Origin of the sequence: Sphingomonas lacunae (genome assembly GCF_012979535.1) — a bacterium.
GTDB lineage: Bacteria > Pseudomonadota > Alphaproteobacteria > Sphingomonadales > Sphingomonadaceae > Sphingopyxis > Sphingopyxis lacunae.
Genome location: NZ_CP053015.1, coordinates 2331211 through 2351548, shown reverse-complemented (window position 1 = coordinate 2351548; position 20338 = coordinate 2331211). Strand labels below are relative to the sequence as shown.

Annotated in this window: 19 protein-coding genes and 1 tRNA gene; 10 read left to right on the top strand and 10 right to left on the bottom strand. The window is 61.7% G+C overall.

Going from position 1 to position 20338, the window contains the following annotated elements:
- Positions 1 to 112: 112 nt before the first annotated feature.
- The 9 genes from GV829_RS11260 to GV829_RS11220 all read right to left on the bottom strand — a co-directional run bounded on the left by GV829_RS11260 (position 113) and on the right by GV829_RS11220 (position 10218).
- On the bottom strand, positions 113 to 742 hold the full coding sequence (locus GV829_RS11260; RefSeq protein WP_169946724.1) for a glutathione S-transferase family protein: 630 nt from the start codon (positions 740 to 742) through the stop codon (positions 113 to 115).
- Between the two features lie 142 nt (positions 743 to 884).
- Positions 885 to 1958, bottom strand: a complete 1074-nt coding sequence (recA, locus tag GV829_RS11255; RefSeq protein WP_169946722.1) for a recombinase RecA — start codon at positions 1956 to 1958, stop codon at positions 885 to 887.
- Positions 1959 to 2464: 506 nt separating this feature from the next.
- Complete coding sequence (locus GV829_RS11250) at positions 2465 to 2887, bottom strand: DUF350 domain-containing protein (RefSeq protein ID WP_169946720.1); 423 nt, start codon at positions 2885 to 2887, stop codon at positions 2465 to 2467.
- 180 nt (positions 2888 to 3067) lie between these two features.
- Positions 3068 to 3144 (bottom strand) — tRNA-Arg (locus tag GV829_RS11245).
- A gap of 75 nt (positions 3145 to 3219) precedes the next feature.
- Positions 3220 to 3744 carry a DUF1254 domain-containing protein gene (locus GV829_RS11240; RefSeq protein ID WP_169946718.1) on the bottom strand — a complete coding sequence of 175 codons (525 nt, stop codon included), beginning with the start codon at positions 3742 to 3744 and terminating at the stop codon, positions 3220 to 3222.
- The gene (locus GV829_RS11235; protein ID WP_169946717.1) at positions 3741 to 4163 is read right to left on the bottom strand and encodes a DUF1214 domain-containing protein; all 423 of its coding nucleotides are present in this window, start codon (positions 4161 to 4163) and stop codon (positions 3741 to 3743) included. Before GV829_RS11235 ends, GV829_RS11240 begins: the two co-directional genes overlap by 4 nt.
- A 269-nt stretch (positions 4164 to 4432) precedes the next feature.
- Positions 4433 to 7096 carry a pyruvate, phosphate dikinase gene (ppdK, locus tag GV829_RS11230; protein ID WP_169948267.1) on the bottom strand — a complete coding sequence of 888 codons (2664 nt, stop codon included), beginning with the start codon at positions 7094 to 7096 and terminating at the stop codon, positions 4433 to 4435.
- A 63-nt stretch (positions 7097 to 7159) separates the two neighbouring features.
- The gene (glyS, locus tag GV829_RS11225) at positions 7160 to 9301 is read right to left on the bottom strand and encodes a glycine--tRNA ligase subunit beta (protein WP_169946715.1); all 2142 of its coding nucleotides are present in this window, start codon (positions 9299 to 9301) and stop codon (positions 7160 to 7162) included.
- Positions 9301 to 10218, bottom strand: a complete 918-nt coding sequence (locus tag GV829_RS11220; protein ID WP_425505413.1) for a glycine--tRNA ligase subunit alpha — start codon at positions 10216 to 10218, stop codon at positions 9301 to 9303. Before GV829_RS11220 ends, glyS begins: the two co-directional genes overlap by 1 nt.
- A gap of 234 nt (positions 10219 to 10452) precedes the next feature.
- Here GV829_RS11220 and GV829_RS11215 point away from each other — a divergent pair, with 234 nt between their 5' ends.
- The 10 genes from GV829_RS11215 (at position 10453) to GV829_RS11170 (ending at position 18394) form a co-directional block, all read left to right on the top strand.
- Positions 10453 to 10647 (top strand): helix-turn-helix transcriptional regulator, encoded by a 195-nt coding sequence (locus GV829_RS11215; protein WP_169948265.1) that lies wholly within the window; start codon positions 10453 to 10455, stop codon positions 10645 to 10647.
- Complete coding sequence (locus tag GV829_RS11210) at positions 10634 to 11308, top strand: hypothetical protein (RefSeq protein ID WP_169946711.1); 675 nt, start codon at positions 10634 to 10636, stop codon at positions 11306 to 11308. The genes GV829_RS11215 and GV829_RS11210 overlap by 14 nt, the downstream gene beginning before the upstream one ends.
- A 41-nt stretch (positions 11309 to 11349) precedes the next feature.
- The gene (locus GV829_RS11205; RefSeq protein WP_169946709.1) at positions 11350 to 12279 is read left to right on the top strand and encodes a TraB/GumN family protein; all 930 of its coding nucleotides are present in this window, start codon (positions 11350 to 11352) and stop codon (positions 12277 to 12279) included.
- A gap of 55 nt (positions 12280 to 12334) precedes the next feature.
- Positions 12335 to 13198, top strand: coding sequence for a TraB/GumN family protein (locus GV829_RS11200; protein ID WP_169946707.1), 864 nt, complete (start codon positions 12335 to 12337; stop codon positions 13196 to 13198).
- A gap of 123 nt (positions 13199 to 13321) precedes the next feature.
- Positions 13322 to 13933, top strand: a complete 612-nt coding sequence (locus GV829_RS11195) for a 50S ribosomal protein L25/general stress protein Ctc (RefSeq protein ID WP_169946705.1) — start codon at positions 13322 to 13324, stop codon at positions 13931 to 13933.
- A gap of 98 nt (positions 13934 to 14031) precedes the next feature.
- Positions 14032 to 14601 carry an aminoacyl-tRNA hydrolase gene (gene pth, locus GV829_RS11190; RefSeq protein ID WP_169946703.1) on the top strand — a complete coding sequence of 190 codons (570 nt, stop codon included), beginning with the start codon at positions 14032 to 14034 and terminating at the stop codon, positions 14599 to 14601.
- Complete coding sequence (locus tag GV829_RS11185) at positions 14601 to 15161, top strand: hypothetical protein (RefSeq protein ID WP_169946702.1); 561 nt, start codon at positions 14601 to 14603, stop codon at positions 15159 to 15161. Before pth ends, GV829_RS11185 begins: the two co-directional genes overlap by 1 nt.
- Entirely contained in the window at positions 15161 to 16258 is a 1098-nt protein-coding gene (ychF, locus tag GV829_RS11180) for a redox-regulated ATPase YchF (protein WP_169946700.1), read from the top strand. The genes GV829_RS11185 and ychF overlap by 1 nt, the downstream gene beginning before the upstream one ends.
- Before the next feature lie 45 nt (positions 16259 to 16303).
- Entirely contained in the window at positions 16304 to 17899 is a 1596-nt protein-coding gene (locus GV829_RS11175; protein ID WP_425505412.1) for an alkaline phosphatase D family protein, read from the top strand.
- Positions 17900 to 17914: 15 nt separating this feature from the next.
- Positions 17915 to 18394 (top strand): MaoC family dehydratase, encoded by a 480-nt coding sequence (locus GV829_RS11170; RefSeq protein ID WP_169946698.1) that lies wholly within the window; start codon positions 17915 to 17917, stop codon positions 18392 to 18394.
- 6 nt (positions 18395 to 18400) lie between these two features.
- On the opposite strand, the gene mutL is transcribed toward GV829_RS11170, so the two are convergent.
- Positions 18401 to 20224 carry a DNA mismatch repair endonuclease MutL gene (mutL, locus tag GV829_RS11165; protein ID WP_169946696.1) on the bottom strand — a complete coding sequence of 608 codons (1824 nt, stop codon included), beginning with the start codon at positions 20222 to 20224 and terminating at the stop codon, positions 18401 to 18403.
- Between the last annotated feature and the right edge of the window lie 114 nt (positions 20225 to 20338).

Here is a 20338-nt window from a genome sequence, read left to right as displayed (position 1 = left end):
CGCGACTTAGGCGAGGGCAGCGGCGCCGACAAGCTATCAAAATCGGTTGGAGTGACCGAAAGCGACGATCAAATGACCTTACAGGTGGTAAAGCAGGCTGATCTTTCCTCCGTCAGCCGTAGGCGTAGGCTGCCTCGCCCCGCACCAGAGCACGTTGCCACGCGGGTCGAGCATGAATGGCGGCAACAAAGGCAGCCAATTTTGGCCACATGGCCGCCCCACCCTGCATCACCGCGATTTCGGCAGGAAAGCTGAGCATGATGTCCGCTGCCGACAATGTATCGCCAATGAAATGTCCATGATGATTGAGCTCGCCCTCCATATAGCCAAAATGGGCGGCGAGTTGCTGGTGGATGCGCGGTTGCAAAGGCGCTGCGGCATCCCCGAGACGCGAAGTGTAAAGTTGCAGCAGGATCGGCGTCATCGCCGACCCCTCTGCAAAATGTAGCCATTCAAGGTGACGGACATGGGCATCGGAGCCTCGTGCAGGAACCAAATGTCCGCCGCCATGCCGTTCGCACAGATATTCAACAATCGCCCCGGATTCGATGATGACCCGTCCGTCATCCTCGATCATCGGTGACTTGCCGAGGGGATGGACGGCGATCAGTTCGGGCGGTGCGAGGTTGGTCACTGCGTCACGCAGGTGCAGCCTTACTTCATAGTCCGCACCCAATTCCTCAAGCAACCACAGGATGCGCTGCGAGCGGCTGTTGTTGAGATGATGAACGATGATGGTCATGGGGAGCTCCTGTCCTTGACGCATATCCCGCGCCTTCTGCCCCATCCTGCCCATTCCCGTCAGCCTTGGCTAGAAGCTTTGGCGGAATCGGCGATGTCGCTGATAGCGAAAGGGGCTGGGTGGTGCACCCGGCCCCTTTGACTCATTCCACATCATCATCCGCGCTGGGGCCGACCATCATCGCATCGGCAACCTCTTCGGTCTTGCCACGGATCGCCTTTTCCAGCTTTTCGCGCAGCTCCGGATTCTCCCTGAGGAACTGCTTGGCATTCTCACGGCCCTGCCCAATGCGGACCGAGTCGTAGGAGAACCAGGCGCCCGATTTCTCCACCAAGCCAGCCTTGACACCAATATCGAGGATTTCGCCGATCTTGGAGATGCCCTCGCCATACATGATGTCGAATTCAACCTGCTTGAAAGGCGGGGCAACCTTGTTCTTGACCACCTTTACCCGGGTCGCGTTGCCAACAATATCGTCACGATCCTTGATCTGTCCGGTGCGACGGATATCGAGCCGGACGCTGGCATAGAATTTCAGCGCATTGCCGCCCGTCGTCGTCTCCGGATTGCCGTACATCACGCCAATCTTCATGCGCAGCTGGTTGATGAAGATGACAATGCAGCGCGAGCGGCTGATCGAACCGGTCAGCTTGCGCAAGGATTGTGACATCAGCCGGGCCTGAAGGCCGACATGGCTGTCGCCCATCTCTCCCTCGATTTCGGCGCGCGGAACCAATGCAGCCACCGAATCAACAACGAGCACGTCGATCGCGTTCGACCGCACCAGCGTGTCGACAATCTCCAGCGCCTGCTCGCCTGTATCCGGCTGCGAGACAATCAGCTCGTCGATGTTGACGCCCACCTTCTTGGCATAGACAGGATCCAGCGCATGTTCGGCATCGACAAAGGCCGCCGTGCCGCCTGCTTTCTGTGCTTCAGCAATCACATGCAGGGCCAATGTGGTCTTGCCCGAGCTTTCCGGACCATAGACTTCGATCACCCTGCCCCGCGGCAGGCCGCCAATGCCCAGAGCGATGTCGAGACCAAGCGAACCGGTAGAGATAGCCTCCACCTCCATCGCTTCCTTGCTGCCCAGCCGCATGGCCGAACCTTTGCCGAATGCGCGATCAATCTGGGCCAGTGCTGCTTCGAGTGCGCGCTGCCGTTCCGGGGAATTAGCCATCGTGCTGTCAATCACCTTGAGTTGTGCTGCCATGGGACTGCCCTCCTACCTAGACGCAATGCCAAGGCGCTACAACGCATCGGCCATAGGAGATGTGTATCCCATTTGTTCCAAAAGAACAAGAGAAGAACTTCGTTGCCTGCCGAATTCGCCCAGACGGCCGAAAACAGGAGATTTCAGGGGAGACATGTTCTGCTCAACGGCTACGCCAAACCCCGGAGCGGACCCGTTCCACTGTACCGCCACATCGCCCGCATGGCGCCCGATAGGTATCCTTGTATTTCTGCGCTCGATCCTTGAGCGGAGCATGCCCGGTTACCCGGCATTGCAGCCATTTGGTGAAGCTCATGCCCACCTCCCATTTTTTTGCGACCCGGACCTTTTTGATCCTTGGCCGGCAATTAGCGGAAGGAGGCAGTGAATCGCAATCTTTCAGCGATAAACAGCTGAAAGGACGGTAATCCAATGCATGGAAAAGCGGCTGCATGGTCAAAGCGGATGGTTGCACCCTGGCCTTTGCCCACCAATCAGCCTGACATTCAGCTCCCGATGGCGGCGGAATTGAGAAGTGCAAATCCGAGTCGCACGCCAATCAGATGAATCGCTGCGGACATGTCACCCTGACCCACCCGTCTGACTATCGCACGCATCGCCAAGACGCTGAGCAGAGACCAGCCAAGTTGCACCAAAGCGACAACCCCACCCCACAGCAGATTGTCGGCGGCATTGACTGATCCCGCCAACGCGGCCGCCAATGGCAATGCCAGCGCCAGAGCCTCGCCGCCATGGACAAGGGTAACCGCATGATTTTCTCGTGCGTCATCGCGGCCGAACCGCCACTTGCTGAGACCATGGGCAAGGGCCAAGGCAATGCCCCACAAAAAGGTGGTGAGGGCCAAATGCAGGATCAGCACAGGCAGTCCGGCCTGCATACTCGCCCATACCGGCACAAAATCAGTCATGACGACCTCGCGACCTGGTGAACGCAGGCGCTGCCTTCTGGCCGCGATTGTCTCTGCGAAGCACGCTGAACTATTTCAGCCGGAATCAAACTACATTGATCCAGTGCAAAATAGAACCATTTTGGCGACAAATCGCTCTGCGGACAAAAGCGTCAGCCATGCTTCGATATAAGGGGAAAATGGCGCACCCGGAACGATTCGAACGTCCGACCCTCAGATTCGTAGTCTGATGCTCTATCCAGCTGAGCTACGGGTGCGCGTTGGAGCCGCGCTACTATGCGGGGGCGCGCCGTCGCGCAACCCCCTTTTTCGGTTTTTTTGGCCCTCCTGCCTCAGGATGCCAGTGTCCGGCACCTTGCCTGACTGCGGATGGGGTCAACCTGTGCCGCTTCGGCAGGATCGGCCAGCAACACACGCTGAAGGACGATGCCGGTCGGATAGCGCAGCCTCACCACCTCCACGCCAGCGGGAACCCCCTGCCCTTCGAGAGCGAGCACGATGCGCATCGGTTGTCCGGCCATCTCCTCGTCGTTGCGGACGAAGGCGACATCGGTTCTCGCATCAAAAACACTGATCGAACTGTAGCGCTCGGGAACCGGAACAGCGGTAATCTCCAGAGGCCCTGCCGACAGATCATACGGGCAACTGGAATACAGCAGATCCGGACTCGGGCGCACGACAAACTGGCGTTCAGCATGGACTGGCGGCGAATGGGTAAAGCTGTTGGTCGGTGACGTTCCAGCCATTTTCGATTCCGCCAACCGCATCAGGGCGAAAGGTGTGGCAGCCATGGTGGCATAATAGCCGCCCACAGCGCAGACAGCGACAAGGGCCAGTGACGCAAGACGTTGGATCATGACTGGCACTCCCCCTTGGTGATGGTTGGCAAAGTCACCCGACCAGGGTCTGTCGCCATCATTCCGCGCGGCCTGTAGGCGCGCAGCGTCAGTTCGAAGTCCTTGTCTGTCCCCGTCGGGATCCAAAGGCCCGCCTGTTGCTGTGGGCTGACATTGATCGTCCAGCTTTGTGCCTGATCCGCCGGAATGGTCGCACTACCCACCGAATGGCGGCTCCAGCGGTTGGGAACCAGCCATCCTGCACGGTCATACAGGGTGATGCTCCACCAGCGCGCCTCAATCGCACCTCCGGTCAGCGTATAGCTACACTTGCCCGAAAGTGGCTGACCAGCGCTGTCCATCGCGGCGGTATAGTAGCGCGCTTCCTCTTTCGGCAGGGCCAACAGCCCGCGCAAAGCAACAATGGCCCGGGTGCGCATTGACGCATCGGTCGTGCCAAAGTCGCTTCCTGTGCTCCAGGGCCCGACGCGCACATCATTACCCAAGCCGCTATCCCGGATCTGCCAGACCGCAAACCCTGATCCCAGGGCTAGCCCAATCACGATCAGCCCCGTCCATTTCAAAATGGATTTCACATCCCTCTCCCCTTCCGTTCCGCCGCATCCATTGTCGGACGTTAGCGGAGGCAGGCGGGATGATGCAGCATAGCCTTCACAACGGCAAGAGCGAGGCTCTGCCGCAGTCCTGGTCAGCTCGGCCTGCGCAACGCCGCCTGGGCCGCCGCCAGCCGGGCAATCGGCACGCGATAGGGACTGGCCGACACATAATCGAGGCCGACGCCTTCACAGAAGGCAATCGACGCCGGGTCGCCGCCATGCTCTCCGCATATGCCCAGCTTGATGTCAGGCCTGGTCACCCTGCCCCTCTCCGCGGCGAGGCTGATCAGCTGTCCCACCCCTTCGACATCAAGGCTGACGAATGGGTCTGCAGCGAAAATGCCCTTGTCTACATAGGTCGTCAGGAAGCGGCCTGCATCGTCGCGGCTGATGCCGATGGTCGTCTGCGTAAGGTCATTGGTACCGAACGAGAAGAATTCCCCAGAATGGGCGATCTCGCCCGCCATCAGTGCGGCGCGCGGCAGTTCGATCATGGTGCCGACGAGATAGTCGAGCGTCCGGCCCTTTTCGGCAAACACCGCCTTGGCCGCGGCATCGACCACCGCCTTCATCAGGTCGAGCTCGCGCTTGGTGGCCACCAACGGGATCATCACTTCGGGGATCGGTGCTTCGCCGCTCGAGGCCGCGACGTCGCAGGCTGCCTCAAAAATGGCCCGCGCCTGCATTTCGTAGATTTCCGGGAAGGTAACACCCAGCCGGCAACCGCGATGGCCCAGCATCGGGTTGAATTCGTGCAACTCCCCTGCCCGACGCTTCAGAGTCGCGATGTCGACGCCAGCGGCTTCGGCCACTTCGGCAAAATCCTCCTCGCGGTGCGGCAGGAATTCGTGCAGCGGCGGATCGAGCAGGCGGATCGTCACCGGCAGGCCGGCCATTATGGCGAAAATCTCGGCAAAGTCGCTGCGCTGTTCAGGCAGCAGCTTGTCGAGCGCGGCACGGCGTCCCGCCTCATTTTCGGCAAGAATCATCTGGCGCACAGCGGTGATCCGGCTGGCGTCAAAGAACATGTGCTCGGTACGGCACAGGCCGATGCCCTCGGCGCCGAACTGGCGAGCGACGCGGCAATCCTCGGGCGTTTCGGCGTTGGTGCGGACCTTCATCCGCCGCGCTGCGTCAGCCCAGACCATCAGCGTGCCGAAATCACCGACCAGCTCGGGCTCAACCGTCGGCACCTTGCCGGCCATCACTTCGCCGCTGGTGCCGTCGAGCGTGATCAGATCACCTTCGCGCAACTCCCGTCCTGCCACGCGCATCACCCGGGCGGCGTTGTCGATCGACAGCGATCCGGCGCCAGAAACGCATGGACGGCCCATGCCGCGCGCGACCACCGCAGCGTGTGACGTCATGCCGCCACGCGCCGTCAAAATGCCGCGCGCCGCGTGCATGCCGTGAATATCCTCAGGAGAGGTCTCTATGCGGACAAGGATGACATCGTCTCCCGCCGCAGCCCGCTTTTCCGCCGTGTCGGCGTCAAACACGATCGCGCCCGATGCAGCGCCGGGGCTGGCTGGCAATCCCTTGGTGATGACGTCTCGCGGTGCGCTGGGGTCCAGCGTCGGGTGAAGCAACTGGTCGAGCGCCGCCGGGTCAACCCGCGCCACCGCCTCAGCCTCACTGATCAGCCCTTCCGCCGCCATCTCGACCGCCATTTTCAGGGCAGCCTTGGCAGTGCGCTTGCCCGAACGGGTTTGCAGCATCCACAGCTTGCCGCGCTCGACAGTGAACTCGATGTCCTGCATGTCGCGATAATGCTGCTCAAGCCGGTCGAACACAGCGGCGAGCTCGGCATAGGCCTCGGGCATCGCCTCTTCCATGCTCAGCGGCTTGGCATTGGCTTCTTCCCGCGCAGCCTTGGTCAGATATTGCGGCGTGCGGATACCGGCGACGACATCCTCGCCCTGCGCATTGACCAGCCATTCGCCATAATAGGCACGCTCACCGGTTGCCGGATTGCGGGTGAAGGCAACGCCAGTGGCCGATGTGTCGCCCATATTGCCGAATACCATCGCCTGTACATTGACCGCGGTGCCCCATTCGGCGGGGATCGCGTTCAACCGGCGATAGACTTTGGCGCGTTCGCTTTCCCAGCTTTCGAACACTGCGCCGACCGCGCCCCACAATTGCTCTTGCACATCCTGCGGGAAGGGGCGGCCCCACTGCTTTTCAACGATGGTCTTGTACTCGCCGACCAGCGCCTGCCAGTCTTCGGCCAGCATCTCGGTATCGAGGTAATAGCCGCGGTCTTCCTTGGCGATTTCGAGCGCTTCCTCGAAATCATGATGGTCGAGCGCCAGCACCACGTCCGAATACATCTGGATGAAGCGGCGATAGCTGTCCCAGGCAAAGCGCGGATCGCCCGAACCGGCGGCGAGGCCAACCACGGTTTCGTCATTGAGGCCGAGGTTGAGGACGGTGTCCATCATGCCGGGCATCGAGGCGCGGGCCCCCGAGCGGACCGAAACGAGCAGCGGGTTGGCGGCATCGCCAAAGGTGCGGCCGGTGGTGCGCTCGATATGCGCGACGCCAGCGGCGACCTGCTGCGCCAGCTCGGCCGGATATTGGCGGCCATTGGCGTAAAAGGCGGTGCAGACCTCAGTGGTAACCGTGAAACCCGGCGGCACCGGCAGGCCGATGCTCGCCATTTCGGCGAGGTTGGATCCCTTGCCGCCAAGCAGTTCCTTGGACCGTTCCGTGGTGGTGGCGTCGCCGCCGAACAGGTGGACAAGCTGGGTCATCATGGTTCCTCTCTGCGCCTTTTTGGGGAGGCTGCGCCGGGGGACGGGGTCGGGCTGTTGCCCTTACCCCTCGATCTTTGAAAAATCCGCGATCCCGTTCACCGCCGCTGTCAGCCGGGCGAGCAGGCCCAGCCGCGCGGCGCGCTTGTTTTCGTCACTGTCATTGACGGTCACATCGTCAAAGAATTGATCGATGGGTGCCCGCAGGGTGGCCAAAGCCGCCATCGCTTCCTCAAACCGCTCCTCGGCCACAGCGGCGGCAGCGCGCGGTTCTGCGGCATCGAGCGCGGCAATCAGCGCAGCCTCGGCGGGTTCGGGGGTGTAGGTCAGCGCGGCGGCGGCCCCAGCCGGGACGCCTTCCTTCTTGAGGATATTCGCCGCCCGCTTGTACCCAGCGAGCAGGTTGACACCATCCTCGGTGCCAATGAACGCCTGCAGCGCCTTCACCCGCGCGAGCAGTCGGACCAGATCATCCTCCCCGCCAAGGGCAAAGACGGCGTCGATCAGGTCATGCCGGACACCGGCTTCGCGCTGCTGAACCTTGAGGCGGTCGATAATGAAATCAACAATTCCGCTCGTCGGGTCAGAGTATTCCACTCCCGTCGATGATTGATACATTCTCTCAAAATCGATGGCACCAAAGAGACTGCGAAGCGATAACCTCAAATCGTTTTCAACAACAATCCGGATTATGCCCAAAGCTGCCCGTCGAAGAGCAAATGGGTCTTTAGACCCGGTAGGCTTCATACCAATTGCGAAAAAGCCGAACAATGCATCGGATTTATCTGCCAATGCCAGCAATGTACCTACCTCGCCGCTCGGCAAGTCGTCCGCAGGCCCAGCTGGCTTATAGTGATCTCTGATTGCATTCGAGATTTCAGAGCCGAGGCCGGAGGCGTAGTAGGCACCCATTGTGCCTTGCAGTTCAGGAAACTCGCCTACCATCTCAGTTACTAGGTCAGCCTTTGCAATTTGGGCTGCAGTGCGCAGCTTAGGTTGCATTTGCCGAACCTTTTGGATTGGCCATCCCAGCAGTTCAGGGAGTCGATCTGCAGCGATCTCAACTATGCGCTGAACCCGTTCGTTGACCATACCCAGCTTTTCGTGGAAGGTGATCCGTTCCAGCTTCCTGGCATGGTCCGCGAGTGCGGTCTTCTTGTCCTGCGTCCAGAAGAAGCGGGCGTCGGAGAGCCGCGCCGCGAGCACCTTGCGGTTGCCGGCGACAATCGCCTCACCGCCGTCCTTCGCCTCGATATTGGCGGTGCAGATAAAGACCGGTGCCAGCCGGACCGAACCCGTCGCACTGGCATCGCCGCGTCCGCTTGCGGACGGGAAAGGCGCCTCCGCCGAAGGCGGATAAGAAGCCACGAAATATTTCTGGTTTGTCGCCAGCGTCAGGCGGATCACCTCGGGCGGCACTTCGAGGAAGGCGGGGTCGAAATCACCCAGCAACGGCACCGGCCATTCGGTGAGGCCGGCATTTTCCGCCACCAGCGCCTCGTCGGCAATCCACGTCAGGCCGCGTTCGGCGCACAGCGCCTGTGCCCGGTCGCGGATCGTCGCCTTGCGCTCCTCCTGATCGACGATGACATGCGCGGCGCGCAGCTTGACCGCATAGTCACCGGCATTACCAATGGTCACCGGCCCCTTGTGATGGAAACGGTGGCCCATCGTCGCCGATCCGCTGGCGATGCCATCGATGGCGAACGGGACCACATCATCACCCAACAGCGCGACAATGCCCTGCAACGGCCGCACCCAGCGCAGCGATTCCGTTGTGCTGCTGGCGGTGCCCCAGCGCATCGACTTGGGCCAGGGAAAGGCGCGGATGATCGCCGGGATGGCTTCGGCCAGCACATCGGCTGTCGCCCGGCCGGGCTTGTCGATCACCGCAAACCAGACGCCGTCACGGTCCTCCAGTTGGTCCTTGGTCATGCCGGTCTTGCGCAAAAAACCTTCGAGCGCCTGATCGGGCGCGCTGGTGCGCGGGCCCTTGAATTCCTCGCGCACCGCCGCCGTTTCGAGCGGCAGTCCAGCGGCAATCAGCGCGAGACGGCGCGGCGTGGCATAGGTCGTCAGGCTCGCGGCCTTGAGCCCCGCCTTTTCAATTTCGGCGGTAAACAGCCGCGCCAGATCATCCCGCGCCTTGTCCTGCATCCGCGCCGGAATTTCTTCGGAGCGCAGTTCGAGAAGGAAATCGGTCATCACGCCACCCACCCAGGAAATTGCTCGGTCCAGGCCGCGCTGTTCTTTTCGATGTGCGCGGCGCAGGCGCCCTTGGCCATGTCGCGCACGCGGGCGATGTAGCTGGCGCGTTCCTGCACGGAAATGACGCCGCGCGCCTGCAGCAGGTTGAACACATGGCTGGCCTTGATCGCCTGGTCATAGGCCGGCAGCGGGAGGCCCTTTTCGACGCAGGCGGCATATTCGGCCTCGCAATCGCGGAACCAGCGCAACAGCTTGTCGGTATCGGCGACCTCGAAATTCCACGCCGAAAATTGCTGTTCATTGGCGAGGAACACCTCACCATAGGTCACGCCATCATTGTTGAAGGCGAGATCATAGACGTTGTCGACGCCCTGGATGTACATCGCCAGCCGCTCGAGCCCATAGGTCAGTTCGCCCGCAACCGGCTTGCAGTCATAGCCGCCAACCTGCTGGAAATAGGTGAACTGCGTCACCTCCATGCCGTCACACCACACTTCCCAGCCCAGCCCCCAGGCGCCCAGCGTCGGGCTTTCCCAGTCATCCTCGACAAAACGGATATCATGCACCAGCGGGTCGATGCCGATGGCGTCAAGGCTGCCGAGATACAGCTCCTGCAAATCCGCCGGGCTCGGCTTCATGATCACCTGATACTGGTAATAATGCTGCAGCCGGTTTGGGTTCTCGCCATAGCGGCCATCGGTCGGACGGCGGCTCGGCTGGACATAGGCGGCGTTCCAGCGCTGCGGTCCCAGGCTGCGCAAAGTGGTTGCCGGATGGAAAGTGCCGGCGCCGACTTCCATGTCATAGGGTTGCAATACGACACAGCCGCGTGATCCCCAATAATCATGCAGCGTCAGGATCAGGTCCTGAAAGCTGAGCGGCTTTCCATCGGTCGGTGCGGCGGCCACGGACAATTCCTTCGCAGGTGCAACAGGGTGTTGCGCGGCCTTTGGCGAAAGGGGCGCGCAGGGTCAAGCAATCGGCACATCAGTTTCCCGTTCCATGGAAGCGAACCGCCCTTGCGATGGCACCAATGCACAGAAAACAGGACAAAAGTCATATTCATGCGACATTATGTCATGTTAACTTGACTTTGTCAGCGAATCGCGACATAAAGTCAGGGAAACCTGACACCAACAGGCACGATGATGAACAACAAGCTCAAGGTACTGCGCGCCATGCGCAATTGGAGTCAGGCAGATCTGGCGGAAAGGCTCGACGTTTCGCGGCAAGCGGTCAACGCCATCGAGACCGGCAAGCATGATCCGTCGCTCCCGCTCGCTTTTCGTATTGCCCGCCTGTTCGAAACGACCATCGAGGAGATTTTCGATGACAGCCTCTGACCTTCCGGCAACCGATACGCCGACGACAACCGGGGCCGAGCCAACCACCGCAAACCGTGTCGTTCGGATCATCGCTTCGGTGATTGGCCTCATCTTCCTGTCCGGCGTCTTTGTCGGCTTCCTCGAAGCACGAGCGACCGACGGCAATCCGCCCTTCTCAATCAAGGCGATGGTCGTGGTGGCAGTGATCGCCGCGCTCGGCATGTGGTGCATCTGGGTCGCCCTCCGCAACAGCTTGGCAATAAAGCGCGGCGTCGACCAGATGCCACGTCGGGAGCGCAAATCCACAACGATAACCATCATCGCACTAACGCTTGGCGGTGTCACAGGCCTGGGTTTTGGCCTCACCCAGTCTTTGGCGCCCCATCTCCTGTTCGACGCCGAAGGCATGGTGCAGGCACCTCTCGCCATTGCCGCCGTGCTGTTGTGGGGCATTGCCGGGCCGTGGCTGACCAACTGGTGGCTCAAACAGACCGACGAGCATGAGCGTGACGCCTATATCGAAGGTGCCAACTGGACTGCCCATGCCTTGATGTTCGGCATCCCCGTCTGGTGGGTGCTTTGGAAAGCCGGCCTCGCGGTCGAGCCCTCGGCCATCGACTGTATCATCCTCGGCAGCCTGCTGTGGATGGGCGTGTGGATGCGCCGCAAATTTTTCTGAGCCAGTTTCAACAGCTTACCCCCCGTGGAAAGGACCAAGTCATGATCAAGTTCCCGCTCACCCGTCGCCTGTTCGCGACGGCTGCCTTGCTGCTGGCTCCGGCCACTCCGACGCTTGCCCAGTCTGCTCCGGCGACCGCGCCAGCTGCTGCCACTGCAGTTGATGCCGATCCCGCCCTTTGGGTCGTTCGGGATGCCGACACCACCATCTATCTGTTCGGCACGGTGCACGCCCTTCGACCAGGCCTCAGTTGGTTCGACGAAGCGGTCGCCGATGCCTTCAATGCAAGCAGCGAAGTCATTTTCGAAATACCGCAGGATGATGATCCCGCAGCGATGCAAAGCCTGATCGGGTCACTTGGCACGGCCCAGGATGGCCGAACACTGTCTTCGCGCTTGGGCGAGCAGGAACGCGCTGTGTACAGCCGTGCCATGGAAGGGCTCGGCCTGCCTCCTGCCGCATTTGAACAGCTTGAGCCCTGGGTACCTGGCGTCTTGCTTTCGGTTCTGCCCCTGATGCAGCGCGGCTATGACCCGGCGCAGGGTGCCGAACGCATCCTCTTCGCTGCAGCCACCGCCGCTGGCAAGCGGGTCGGCGCACTCGAAACTCCGCGGGAACAGCTGGGCTTTTTTGATGCGTTGCCCGAAAAGGCGCAGATAAAGCTGCTGGTAGAGGCGGCTGAACTGGCGGTGTCCCAGGAGGACAAGACAGCGACGATGATCAATCTGTGGGCAACCGGCAATGCCGATGATCTCGGTCGTATGATCAATGCCGAGATGGAAGATGACGCTGAACTGCGGGACGCCTTGCTGACCCGGCGCAATGCCAATTGGACGCAGTGGATCCGTACCCGCATGGACCAGCCGGGAACCGTGTTCATCGCAGTTGGCGCCGGTCATCTGGCAGGCAATGACAGTGTCCAGTCGATGCTGACCAGCGGCGGTATCACCGTCACGCGGTTAAACTACTGATCGGGCTTCCCTCGTGCGAAACAGCCAGTCACATCGCCGCTTGATCCCGTCCCTCATGGGGCTGATGCTGGTGGCTGGCTGTTCCGCGCCGGAGCCGATGGTCACCGGTCCTGTCCATCCGGCGATGTGGCAGGTGAGCGACGGTGATACGCGGATCATCCTGCTGGGCTCGGTCCACCTGCTTCCCGCGGACCTTGACTGGCAGGATGACCGTATCCGCCGCGCTGTAGAGCAGTCGGACCAATTGCTTCTTGAACTGGCACCCTCCGAGGTCGAGCAGGCCCCTGCCCTTTTCGCCCTGATGGCAAGTGATGAAGCCGTTGCGCCGATAGACCAACGCCTTGACGCTGTTGCAGCAGACCGGCTGGTCGATCTCGCCGGCGCTGCCGGACTGGATGAACGTGATGCTGACCGAATGGAAAGCTGGGCATTGAGCCTCACCGTCAGCAACGTCTCCACTGCCGATTCCGGTCTCGCTGTCGACAATGGCGTGGAACAGCGCCTGACCGCCGCATTTGCCAGGGCGAACAAGCCGGTCAGCGGACTGGAAACCGCGCGCCAGCAACTTGCCCTGTTCGATGATTTGCCTGTCCCGCTGCAGGATCAGATGCTGACGCAAAGCGTGCGTCGTTCAAATGGCGCAGCCGATACCATCCGCGCCACCGTTCGCGCATGGGCCAGCGGTGACACAGCGGCACTGGCCCGGCTTGCCCACCAGGATTTCATTCAATTGCCAGGGCTGTTCGGTCCGCTGGTGACCGATCGCAACCGGCGCTGGGCTGATCAATTGTCGGCCAGGATGCAACGGCCGGGCACTGTGCTGGTTGCGGTGGGCGCCGCCCATCTGGTCGGCCCGGACAATCTTCCCGCCATGCTATCCGCCCGCGGATTTGTGGTCGAACGATTGCCAGACCGTTGAGCGCGGTCCAATGGCACACTCGCTTGCCTTTTGCCGCAACTGTCGCTAAGCGCGCGCACTTCCTGACATGGTCATCCCTGGAGGCGTGGCGGGAGTTTCTGTTTTCCAGACCGGAGTAATATCATGAGCGAACAGCTGACGCTGTCGGCCGAAGCGCGTGAAGGAGTTGGCAAGGGAGCCTCTCGTGCACTGCGCAATTCGGGCCGCGTCCCCGCCGTCCTGTACGGCGACAACAAGGAGCCCGAAGCCATCCACGTCGAAGAAAAGGCGCTGGTTAAGGCGCTGATGACGGGTCACTTTTTCTCTGCCACTATCGAAGTCGAAGTGGCTGGAAAGACGACCATGACGTTGGCCAAGGATGTCGCTTTCCACCCGGTCACCGACCGTCCGATGCATGTGGATTTCTATCGCATCAACAAGGACTCGAAGTTCACCGTCAACGTGCCGGTGGTTTTCACCAATGAAGCCGCTTCGCCGGGCCTGAAGCGTGGTGGCGTGCTCAATATCGTTCGCCATGACGTTGAGCTGGCGTGCGACGCGAACCACATCCCCGAAGAACTGGTGATCGACCTGACCGGCTATGAAGTCGGCGACTCGATCCACATTTCGGCGGTCAAGCTGCCTGAAGGCACCAAGCCGACGATCACCGATCGTGACTTCACCATCGCTACCGTTGTTGCTCCGTCGGGCCTGCGCTCGGCTGAGGGCGACACGACCAAGAACGACAGCGAGTAAGAATGACAGTCGCCCCGGGCTCGACCCGGGGCCGCTCCCGGCCTTCCGCCGGGAATAGAGCGGCCCCGGATCAGGTCCGGGGCGACGGATTCTGATCGATGCAAATCTGGGCAGGCCTCGGCAATCCCGGCGCGCAATACGCGCTGCACAGGCATAATGTCGGCTTCATGGCGGTAGATGTCATTGCCGACCGCTACAATTTCTCCCCTTGGAAACGTGGCTTTCAGGGCTTTGCCGCCGAAGGGCGCATCGGCCCGGAGCGGATCATCCTGCTCAAACCCCAAACCTTCATGAACGAAAGCGGCCGCAGCGTCGGTGAAGCCATGCGCTTCTACAAGGCCGAAGTCGGCGACGTTACCGCCTTCTATGACGAGCTTGATCTCGATCCGATGAAGCTCAAGGTCAAGACCGGCGGCGGCGCGGCCGGCCACAACGGCATCCGCTCGATGATCGCCCACATCGGCGCCGATTTCCGCCGCGTCCGCCTCGGCATCGGTCATCCGGGCCACAAGGACCGCGTCACCGGCTACGTCCTCGGCAATTTCGCCAAAGCCGAAATGGACCCGCTCAGCGACCTCCTCACCGCCATCGCCGCCGAAGCCGAATGGCTTGCCAAGGGCGACGACGTACGCTTCATGAATGATGTGGCGTTGAGGATGGCGGGATAATGCCCAAGCGGGAGCGGTCCATTCCGCGCCGGCTCCAACTGCGGCATTTGCCGTTGACGATCCACAGACGCGTCTGGGCCCAGATCATCACTCTGCTCCTCGTCGGACCTATTGGGACATTGCCCGCGATTTTGGTGTTCGCTGGCATCGAAACGCGCGCCAATCCGATCGCCCTGCTGTTGATACTTCTGTGTTCTGCGGTTTTTCTGCTCGCGGCAGTGATCGGGCTGGATCGCTCGATCGGGTATCGTCTGATGATAGACGCTGACGGCTTCACGACGCAGGGGCTACTGTTCACTCGCCAGTTCCGCTGGAATGAAGTGCGGGAGTTCTCGGCTCGGCCAAATTACCGCCTGCCCGGCTACTACGCATCCTGGACAGTCGACGGGTCGCACCATCCCCGCCGCCACTGGTCTAGTCTTTGGTTCGGCTATTACGAAGTGCCGCCGCTGATGCAGATCGGCGGGAAAGAGTTGACGCGCCTGCTTCGACACGCCAAGCGACGCGCAGATTCCGGCTGGGCCGCTGCCCCGCCGCGCACAAGACGGAACAGCACATAATGGGTTTCAAATGCGGTATCGTCGGGCTGCCCAATGTCGGCAAGTCCACCCTGTTCAACGCCTTGACCGAAACGCAGGCAGCACAGGCGGCGAACTATCCTTTCTGCACGATTGAGCCCAACGTCGGCCAGGTCGCGGTGCCCGACCCGCGCCTCAACGAGCTGGCCAAGATCGCCGGCAGCCAGAAGATCATCGAAACCCAGCTCGCCTTTGTCGACATCGCCGGCCTCGTGCGTGGCGCGTCCAAGGGTGAAGGCTTGGGCAACCAGTTCCTCGGCAACATCCGCGAGGTCGACGCCATCGTCCACGTCCTGCGCTGTTTCGAGAATGACGACATCCAGCATGTCGACAATCGCGTCGACCCCATCGCCGATGCCGAAACGGTCGAGACCGAATTGCTGCTCGCCGACCTCGAAAGCCTCGAACGGCGCGTCCCCGCCTTCCAGAAAAAGGCAACCAGCGGCGACAAGGAAGCCAAATCCGCCGCCGCCGTGCTCGGACAGGCGCTCGATCTGTTGCGCGAGGGCAAACCCGCCCGCCTTACCGTCCCCAATGACGATGACCAAGCACGCATCTTTGCCCAGGCCCAGTTGCTGACATCAAAGCCGGTCCTTTACGTCTGCAACGTTGACGAAGGCAGCGCCGCCAGCGGCAACGCCTTCTCCGCCCGTGTGTTTGAGAAAGCCGCTGCGGATGGCGCGCAGGCTGTCGTCGTCTCCGCCGCGATCGAAAGCGAGCTGGTCGGCATGGACGCCGACGAACGCATGATGTTCCTTGAGGAAATGGGCCTGCACGAAACCGGCCTCGCCCGCGTTGTTCGCGCCGGATACGAGCTGCTGCACCTCCTCACCTTCTTCACCGTCGGCCCCAAGGAAGCCCGCGCCTGGACCGTCCACAACGGCGCCACCGCACCCGAGGCCGCCGGCGTCATCCACAGCGATTTCCAAAAGGGCTTCATCCGCGCCGAAACCGTCGCCTACGCTGACTATGTCGCGCTCGGCGGCGAAGCCCGCGCCCGTGAAGCCGGCAAGCTGCGCGCCGAAGGCAAGGCCTATGTCGTGCAGGACGGCGACGTGATGCACTTCCTGCACAGCTGATCCGTTCCGGGCGAGCGTGTTTCCCTCATTGCCCTGACGCCCTGCTTGGCTAACCATCGCGCAAACGATTCGCTGTCTGAAGGGCTCGCCATCATGTTGAACCGCCGCCTGTTCATTGCCGGTGCCACCGGCACCGCGCTTGCCGCGCCGGCCATCGTCCGCGCACAAAGCTGGTTTTCGGCCTATCCGTTCAAGCTTGGAGTCGCGGCGGGTGATCCCTCGTCAGACGGCTTTGTTATCTGGACCAAGCTGGCGCCCGAACCCTACGCACCGCATGGCGGCATGCCTATGTCACTGCTGCAGGTAAAATGGGAAGTGGCGAGCGATGACCGCTTCCGCACCATCGTCGCGGCTGGAGAGGCCCCTGCCCGACCCGAACTCGGCCACAGCGTCCATGTCGAGGTCAGCGGCCTGCAAGCCGGCACGACCTACTGGTACCGCTTCAGCATCGGCTCCGACCGGTCACTCTTTGGTCGGGCCAAGACGCTACCTGCGGCTGGCTCCGCCGCCAACCGGCTGCGTTTCGCCATAGCCGGCTGCCAGCATTATGAGAGCGGCCTGTACACCGCCTATCGCGCCATGGCCGGCGACGATCTCGATTTCGTCTACCATTATGGCGACTTCATCTATGAATATTCGCCCGACTATAATTTTGGCGCTGGCGGCCTGCCGGTGCCGAAAATCCGCGAGCATCGATTGCGCGAAGTCTATTCACTTGATGACTATCGCGCCCATTATGCCCAGCATCTGCTCGATCTGGACCTGCAGGCCGCCCGCGCGCGCCACGCCTTCATCTCGACCTTCGACGATCATGAGATCCACAACAATTGGGTGCAGGATATCTCGCAGGATCGGGATATCCCCAATCAGGTGTTTGCCCTGCGCCGCGCCGCGGCGATGCAGGCCTGGTACGAGTTCATGCCCGTCCGCGCAGCCCTCTTCCCCGATGGCCGGGTGATCAACGCCCATCGCCGGTTCAACTGGGGCACGCTTGCCGCGATCAATGTGCTCGACACGCGCAGTTGGCGCAGCGACCAGCCCTGTGACGACGGGTTCAAGCCCATCTGTGCCGGGGTCAACGATCCCGAAGCCACCGTCCTCGGTCAGGCGCAGGAACAATGGCTCGACACCAGCTTTGCCCGCCGCGACGCTACCTGGACCTGTGTCGCGCAACAGATCATGATGATGCCGCTCGACCGGCGCGATGGCGGGCGGACGCAGGGTCCTGAAAAGATCATCAACATCGATAGCTGGGCCGGTTATGACGCGGCGCGGCGCAGGATGATGCGCCGCTTCTCGCGCCTGGACAATGTCGTCGTGCTGACCGGTGACGAGCATCAGAATTTCGCTGGCCAGCTGTTTGACGGGGATCGGCCAGTGGCGATGGAGAATGTCATCACCTCGATCAGCAGCGGCGGCGACGGTCGCGATCTGCGCAATGGTGCCGATGTGCTGATGGCCGCCAACCCGCAGGTCAAGTTCATGAATGATCAGCGGGGCTATGGCGTATGTGAGGTGACACCGGACGCTTGGCAGACGCATTACATGGTTCTCGACCGGGTTTCGAGTCCCGGCGGCACGATCTCGCGCCGTGCGACCGCCACCATGGCGCGCGGATCGACCAACGTGACCATCAGCTGAGCAAAGGGGTCGTTAGTGTCCGAAGATCAGGTCATCCATTATGAAGACGTCGAAGTCGGCACCGTCGAACGCTATGGGAGCTATGCCGTCACCCGCGAGGAAGTGATCGAGTTCGCCAGCCGGTACGACCCCCAACCATTTCACCTGAGCGACGAGGCTGCTGCCCAAACCTACTTTGGTCGCCTCTCGGCTTCGGGCTGGCACACAGGATCGATGGCGATGCGGATGATGGTGGACCAGATGCAGCGCCGTCCCCGCGCCAGCCTCGGCTCACCGGGGATTGACGAGTTGCGCTGGGTCAAGCCCGTCTATCCCGGCGACACGCTTAGCGTCGAAAATGAAACCCTGTCAAAGCGTCGCTCGGCCAACCGCCCTGAAATGGGCCTGATTTCGGGTGTCACCCGAGTCTTCAACCAGCATGGCGAGGTAGTGATGACGATGAAGAGCACCGGCCTCATCAAGGTTCGCCACCCAGCTGCCCCTATCGAAGGCTGATCAGCCTCAGCGCCTACCGAACAGCTTTTCGATGTCGCCATGGCCCAGCTTGACCCAGGTCGGGCGGCCATGGTTGCACTGGCCGCTGTGCGGCGTTGCCTCCATTTCCCGCAGCAGCGAGTTCATTTCGGCGACGCTGAGTACGCGCCCGGCGCGCACGCTGCCGTGACAGGCCATCGTCGCGGCGACATGATCGATACGTTCGCCAATGGACAAAGGCGCATCATGCTCGGCGAGGTCATCGGCGAGATCCTTGAGCAGACGGTGGGTGTCGACCGTGCCGAGGAGTGCCGGCGTCGCCCGTACCAGCATCGCCGCCGGTCCGAATCTTTCAATGTCGAGGCCGAACGCCGACAATTCCTCGATCCGCGCCTCCAGACGGTCACAATCTGTCTCTTCCAGATCAACAACATCAGGCAGCAACAGCCGTTGCGCCGCCACGCCGCTACCGGCGGCTCCGGCGCGCAGCCGTTCAAGCACCAGCCGCTCATGCGCGGCATGCTGATCGACCAGCACCAGCCCATCTTCTGCTTCCGCGACGATATAGGTGGCGGCGACCTGGCCGCGCGCGACACCGAGCGGCGCATCGCTGGCAACGGGCACAGACGCAACCGCTACCTCGGCCCGCGCAGATACCGGAGCCAGCGCGCCAAAACCTTCAAACTTGCGTCCGGTATCAGCAACCAAGCCCGTCGGCCCGGCATATTGAGATACAGGCTGAGATGGTTGGGAACCATCCCATGCCGCCTGCACAGCCGGCTGAAAACCGCCAGCCGGGGGACGAGGTCCCTCGCCTTCCCGTTGCCACAACGCCATGGCGCTGGCGGCCGCGGGCTGGCTGCTGCGGTGCCCTTCCCGTTCAATCGCCTGCCTGAGGCCAGACACAATCATGCCGCGGACGAGTTGCGGATCACGAAAACGGACCTCGGTCTTGGCGGGGTGGACATTCACATCCACCTCGCTCGGCGGCACTTCCAGAAAAAGGGCCACAACCGCATGCCTGTCCCGCGCCAACAAATCGGCATAGGCGCCGCGGACGGCTCCGGTCAGCAACCTGTCCTTTACCGGTCGGCCATTGACGAACAGATATTGATGGTCGGCAATGCCCCGGTGAAACGTCGGCAGCCCTGCAATGCCGCCAAGCACAACGCCATCGCGCTCCAGATCGACAGCTATGCTGTTCGCCTTCAGGTCCCTGTCGGTCAGCGCGGCTACCCGTGTCGGCCGGTCCTGGTCAGGCGGCAAGTTGAAGATGGTACGCCCATCATGCTCCAGCAAAAACCCGACATCCGGACGCGCCATCGCCAGCCGCCGCATCAGGTCGAGACAGGCGGCATATTCGCTCCGTGCTGAACGCAGGAACTTACGCCTTGCCGGGACCCTTTCAAACAGGCCTGTAACCCTTACCCGCGTGCCATGGGGAATGGCGGCAGGCACTGGGTCAGTTGCCCGGCCATTGTCCACGCTGATGGACCAGCCATCCTCCCCTGCGACGCGGCTTTCGAGACGGACCTGCGCCACTGATGCAATCGAAGGCAGGGCCTCCCCGCGAAATCCGAGTGTGTTGACCGCCTCAATTGCCTCGTCGGGCAGTTTGGAGGTGGCATGGCGTTCAAAGGCAATCGGCAGTTCATTGCGAGAAATGCCGCATCCGTCGTCACTTACCTCTATACCATCGATACCCCCGCCCATCAGTCGCACGGCAATGCGACGCGAACGGGCATCAATTGCATTCTCTACCAGTTCCTTCAGCGCGCTGGCAGGACGCTCGACCACCTCCCCCGCTGCGATGCGATTCACCAAGTTTTCGGGGAGTCTGCGTATTGACATGGGGTGCATCCTAGCGCAGTCGAAGCGGCACTGCGACCCGTTCCCACCGGTAATTCTTTCCGTCCATCCGCACCAGCTCCCGGGGCTCGTTGCAATGGAACCGGGAGAGCCGTA

Coding starts and splice junctions, on each gene's coding strand:
- GV829_RS11260 (WP_169946724.1), bottom strand. CDS start 742: ATGACCATCATCGTTCATCATCTCAACAACAGCCGCTCGCAGCGCATC.
- recA (WP_169946722.1), bottom strand. CDS start 1,958: ATGGCAGCACAACTCAAGGTGATTGACAGCACGATGGCTAATTCCCCG.
- GV829_RS11250 (WP_169946720.1), bottom strand. CDS start 2,887: ATGACTGATTTTGTGCCGGTATGGGCGAGTATGCAGGCCGGACTGCCT.
- GV829_RS11240 (WP_169946718.1), bottom strand. CDS start 3,744: ATGATCCAACGTCTTGCGTCACTGGCCCTTGTCGCTGTCTGCGCTGTG.
- GV829_RS11235 (WP_169946717.1), bottom strand. CDS start 4,163: ATGCGCACCCGGGCCATTGTTGCTTTGCGCGGGCTGTTGGCCCTGCCG.
- ppdK (WP_169948267.1), bottom strand. CDS start 7,096: ATGACCCAGCTTGTCCACCTGTTCGGCGGCGACGCCACCACCACGGAA.
- glyS (WP_169946715.1), bottom strand. CDS start 9,301: ATGACCGATTTCCTTCTCGAACTGCGCTCCGAAGAAATTCCGGCGCGG.
- GV829_RS11215 (WP_169948265.1), top strand. CDS start 10,453: ATGAACAACAAGCTCAAGGTACTGCGCGCCATGCGCAATTGGAGTCAG.
- GV829_RS11210 (WP_169946711.1), top strand. CDS start 10,634: ATGACAGCCTCTGACCTTCCGGCAACCGATACGCCGACGACAACCGGG.
- GV829_RS11205 (WP_169946709.1), top strand. CDS start 11,350: ATGATCAAGTTCCCGCTCACCCGTCGCCTGTTCGCGACGGCTGCCTTG.
- GV829_RS11200 (WP_169946707.1), top strand. CDS start 12,335: ATGGGGCTGATGCTGGTGGCTGGCTGTTCCGCGCCGGAGCCGATGGTC.
- GV829_RS11195 (WP_169946705.1), top strand. CDS start 13,322: ATGAGCGAACAGCTGACGCTGTCGGCCGAAGCGCGTGAAGGAGTTGGC.
- pth (WP_169946703.1), top strand. CDS start 14,032: ATGCAAATCTGGGCAGGCCTCGGCAATCCCGGCGCGCAATACGCGCTG.
- GV829_RS11185 (WP_169946702.1), top strand. CDS start 14,601: ATGCCCAAGCGGGAGCGGTCCATTCCGCGCCGGCTCCAACTGCGGCAT.
- ychF (WP_169946700.1), top strand. CDS start 15,161: ATGGGTTTCAAATGCGGTATCGTCGGGCTGCCCAATGTCGGCAAGTCC.
- mutL (WP_169946696.1), bottom strand. CDS start 20,224: ATGTCAATACGCAGACTCCCCGAAAACTTGGTGAATCGCATCGCAGCG.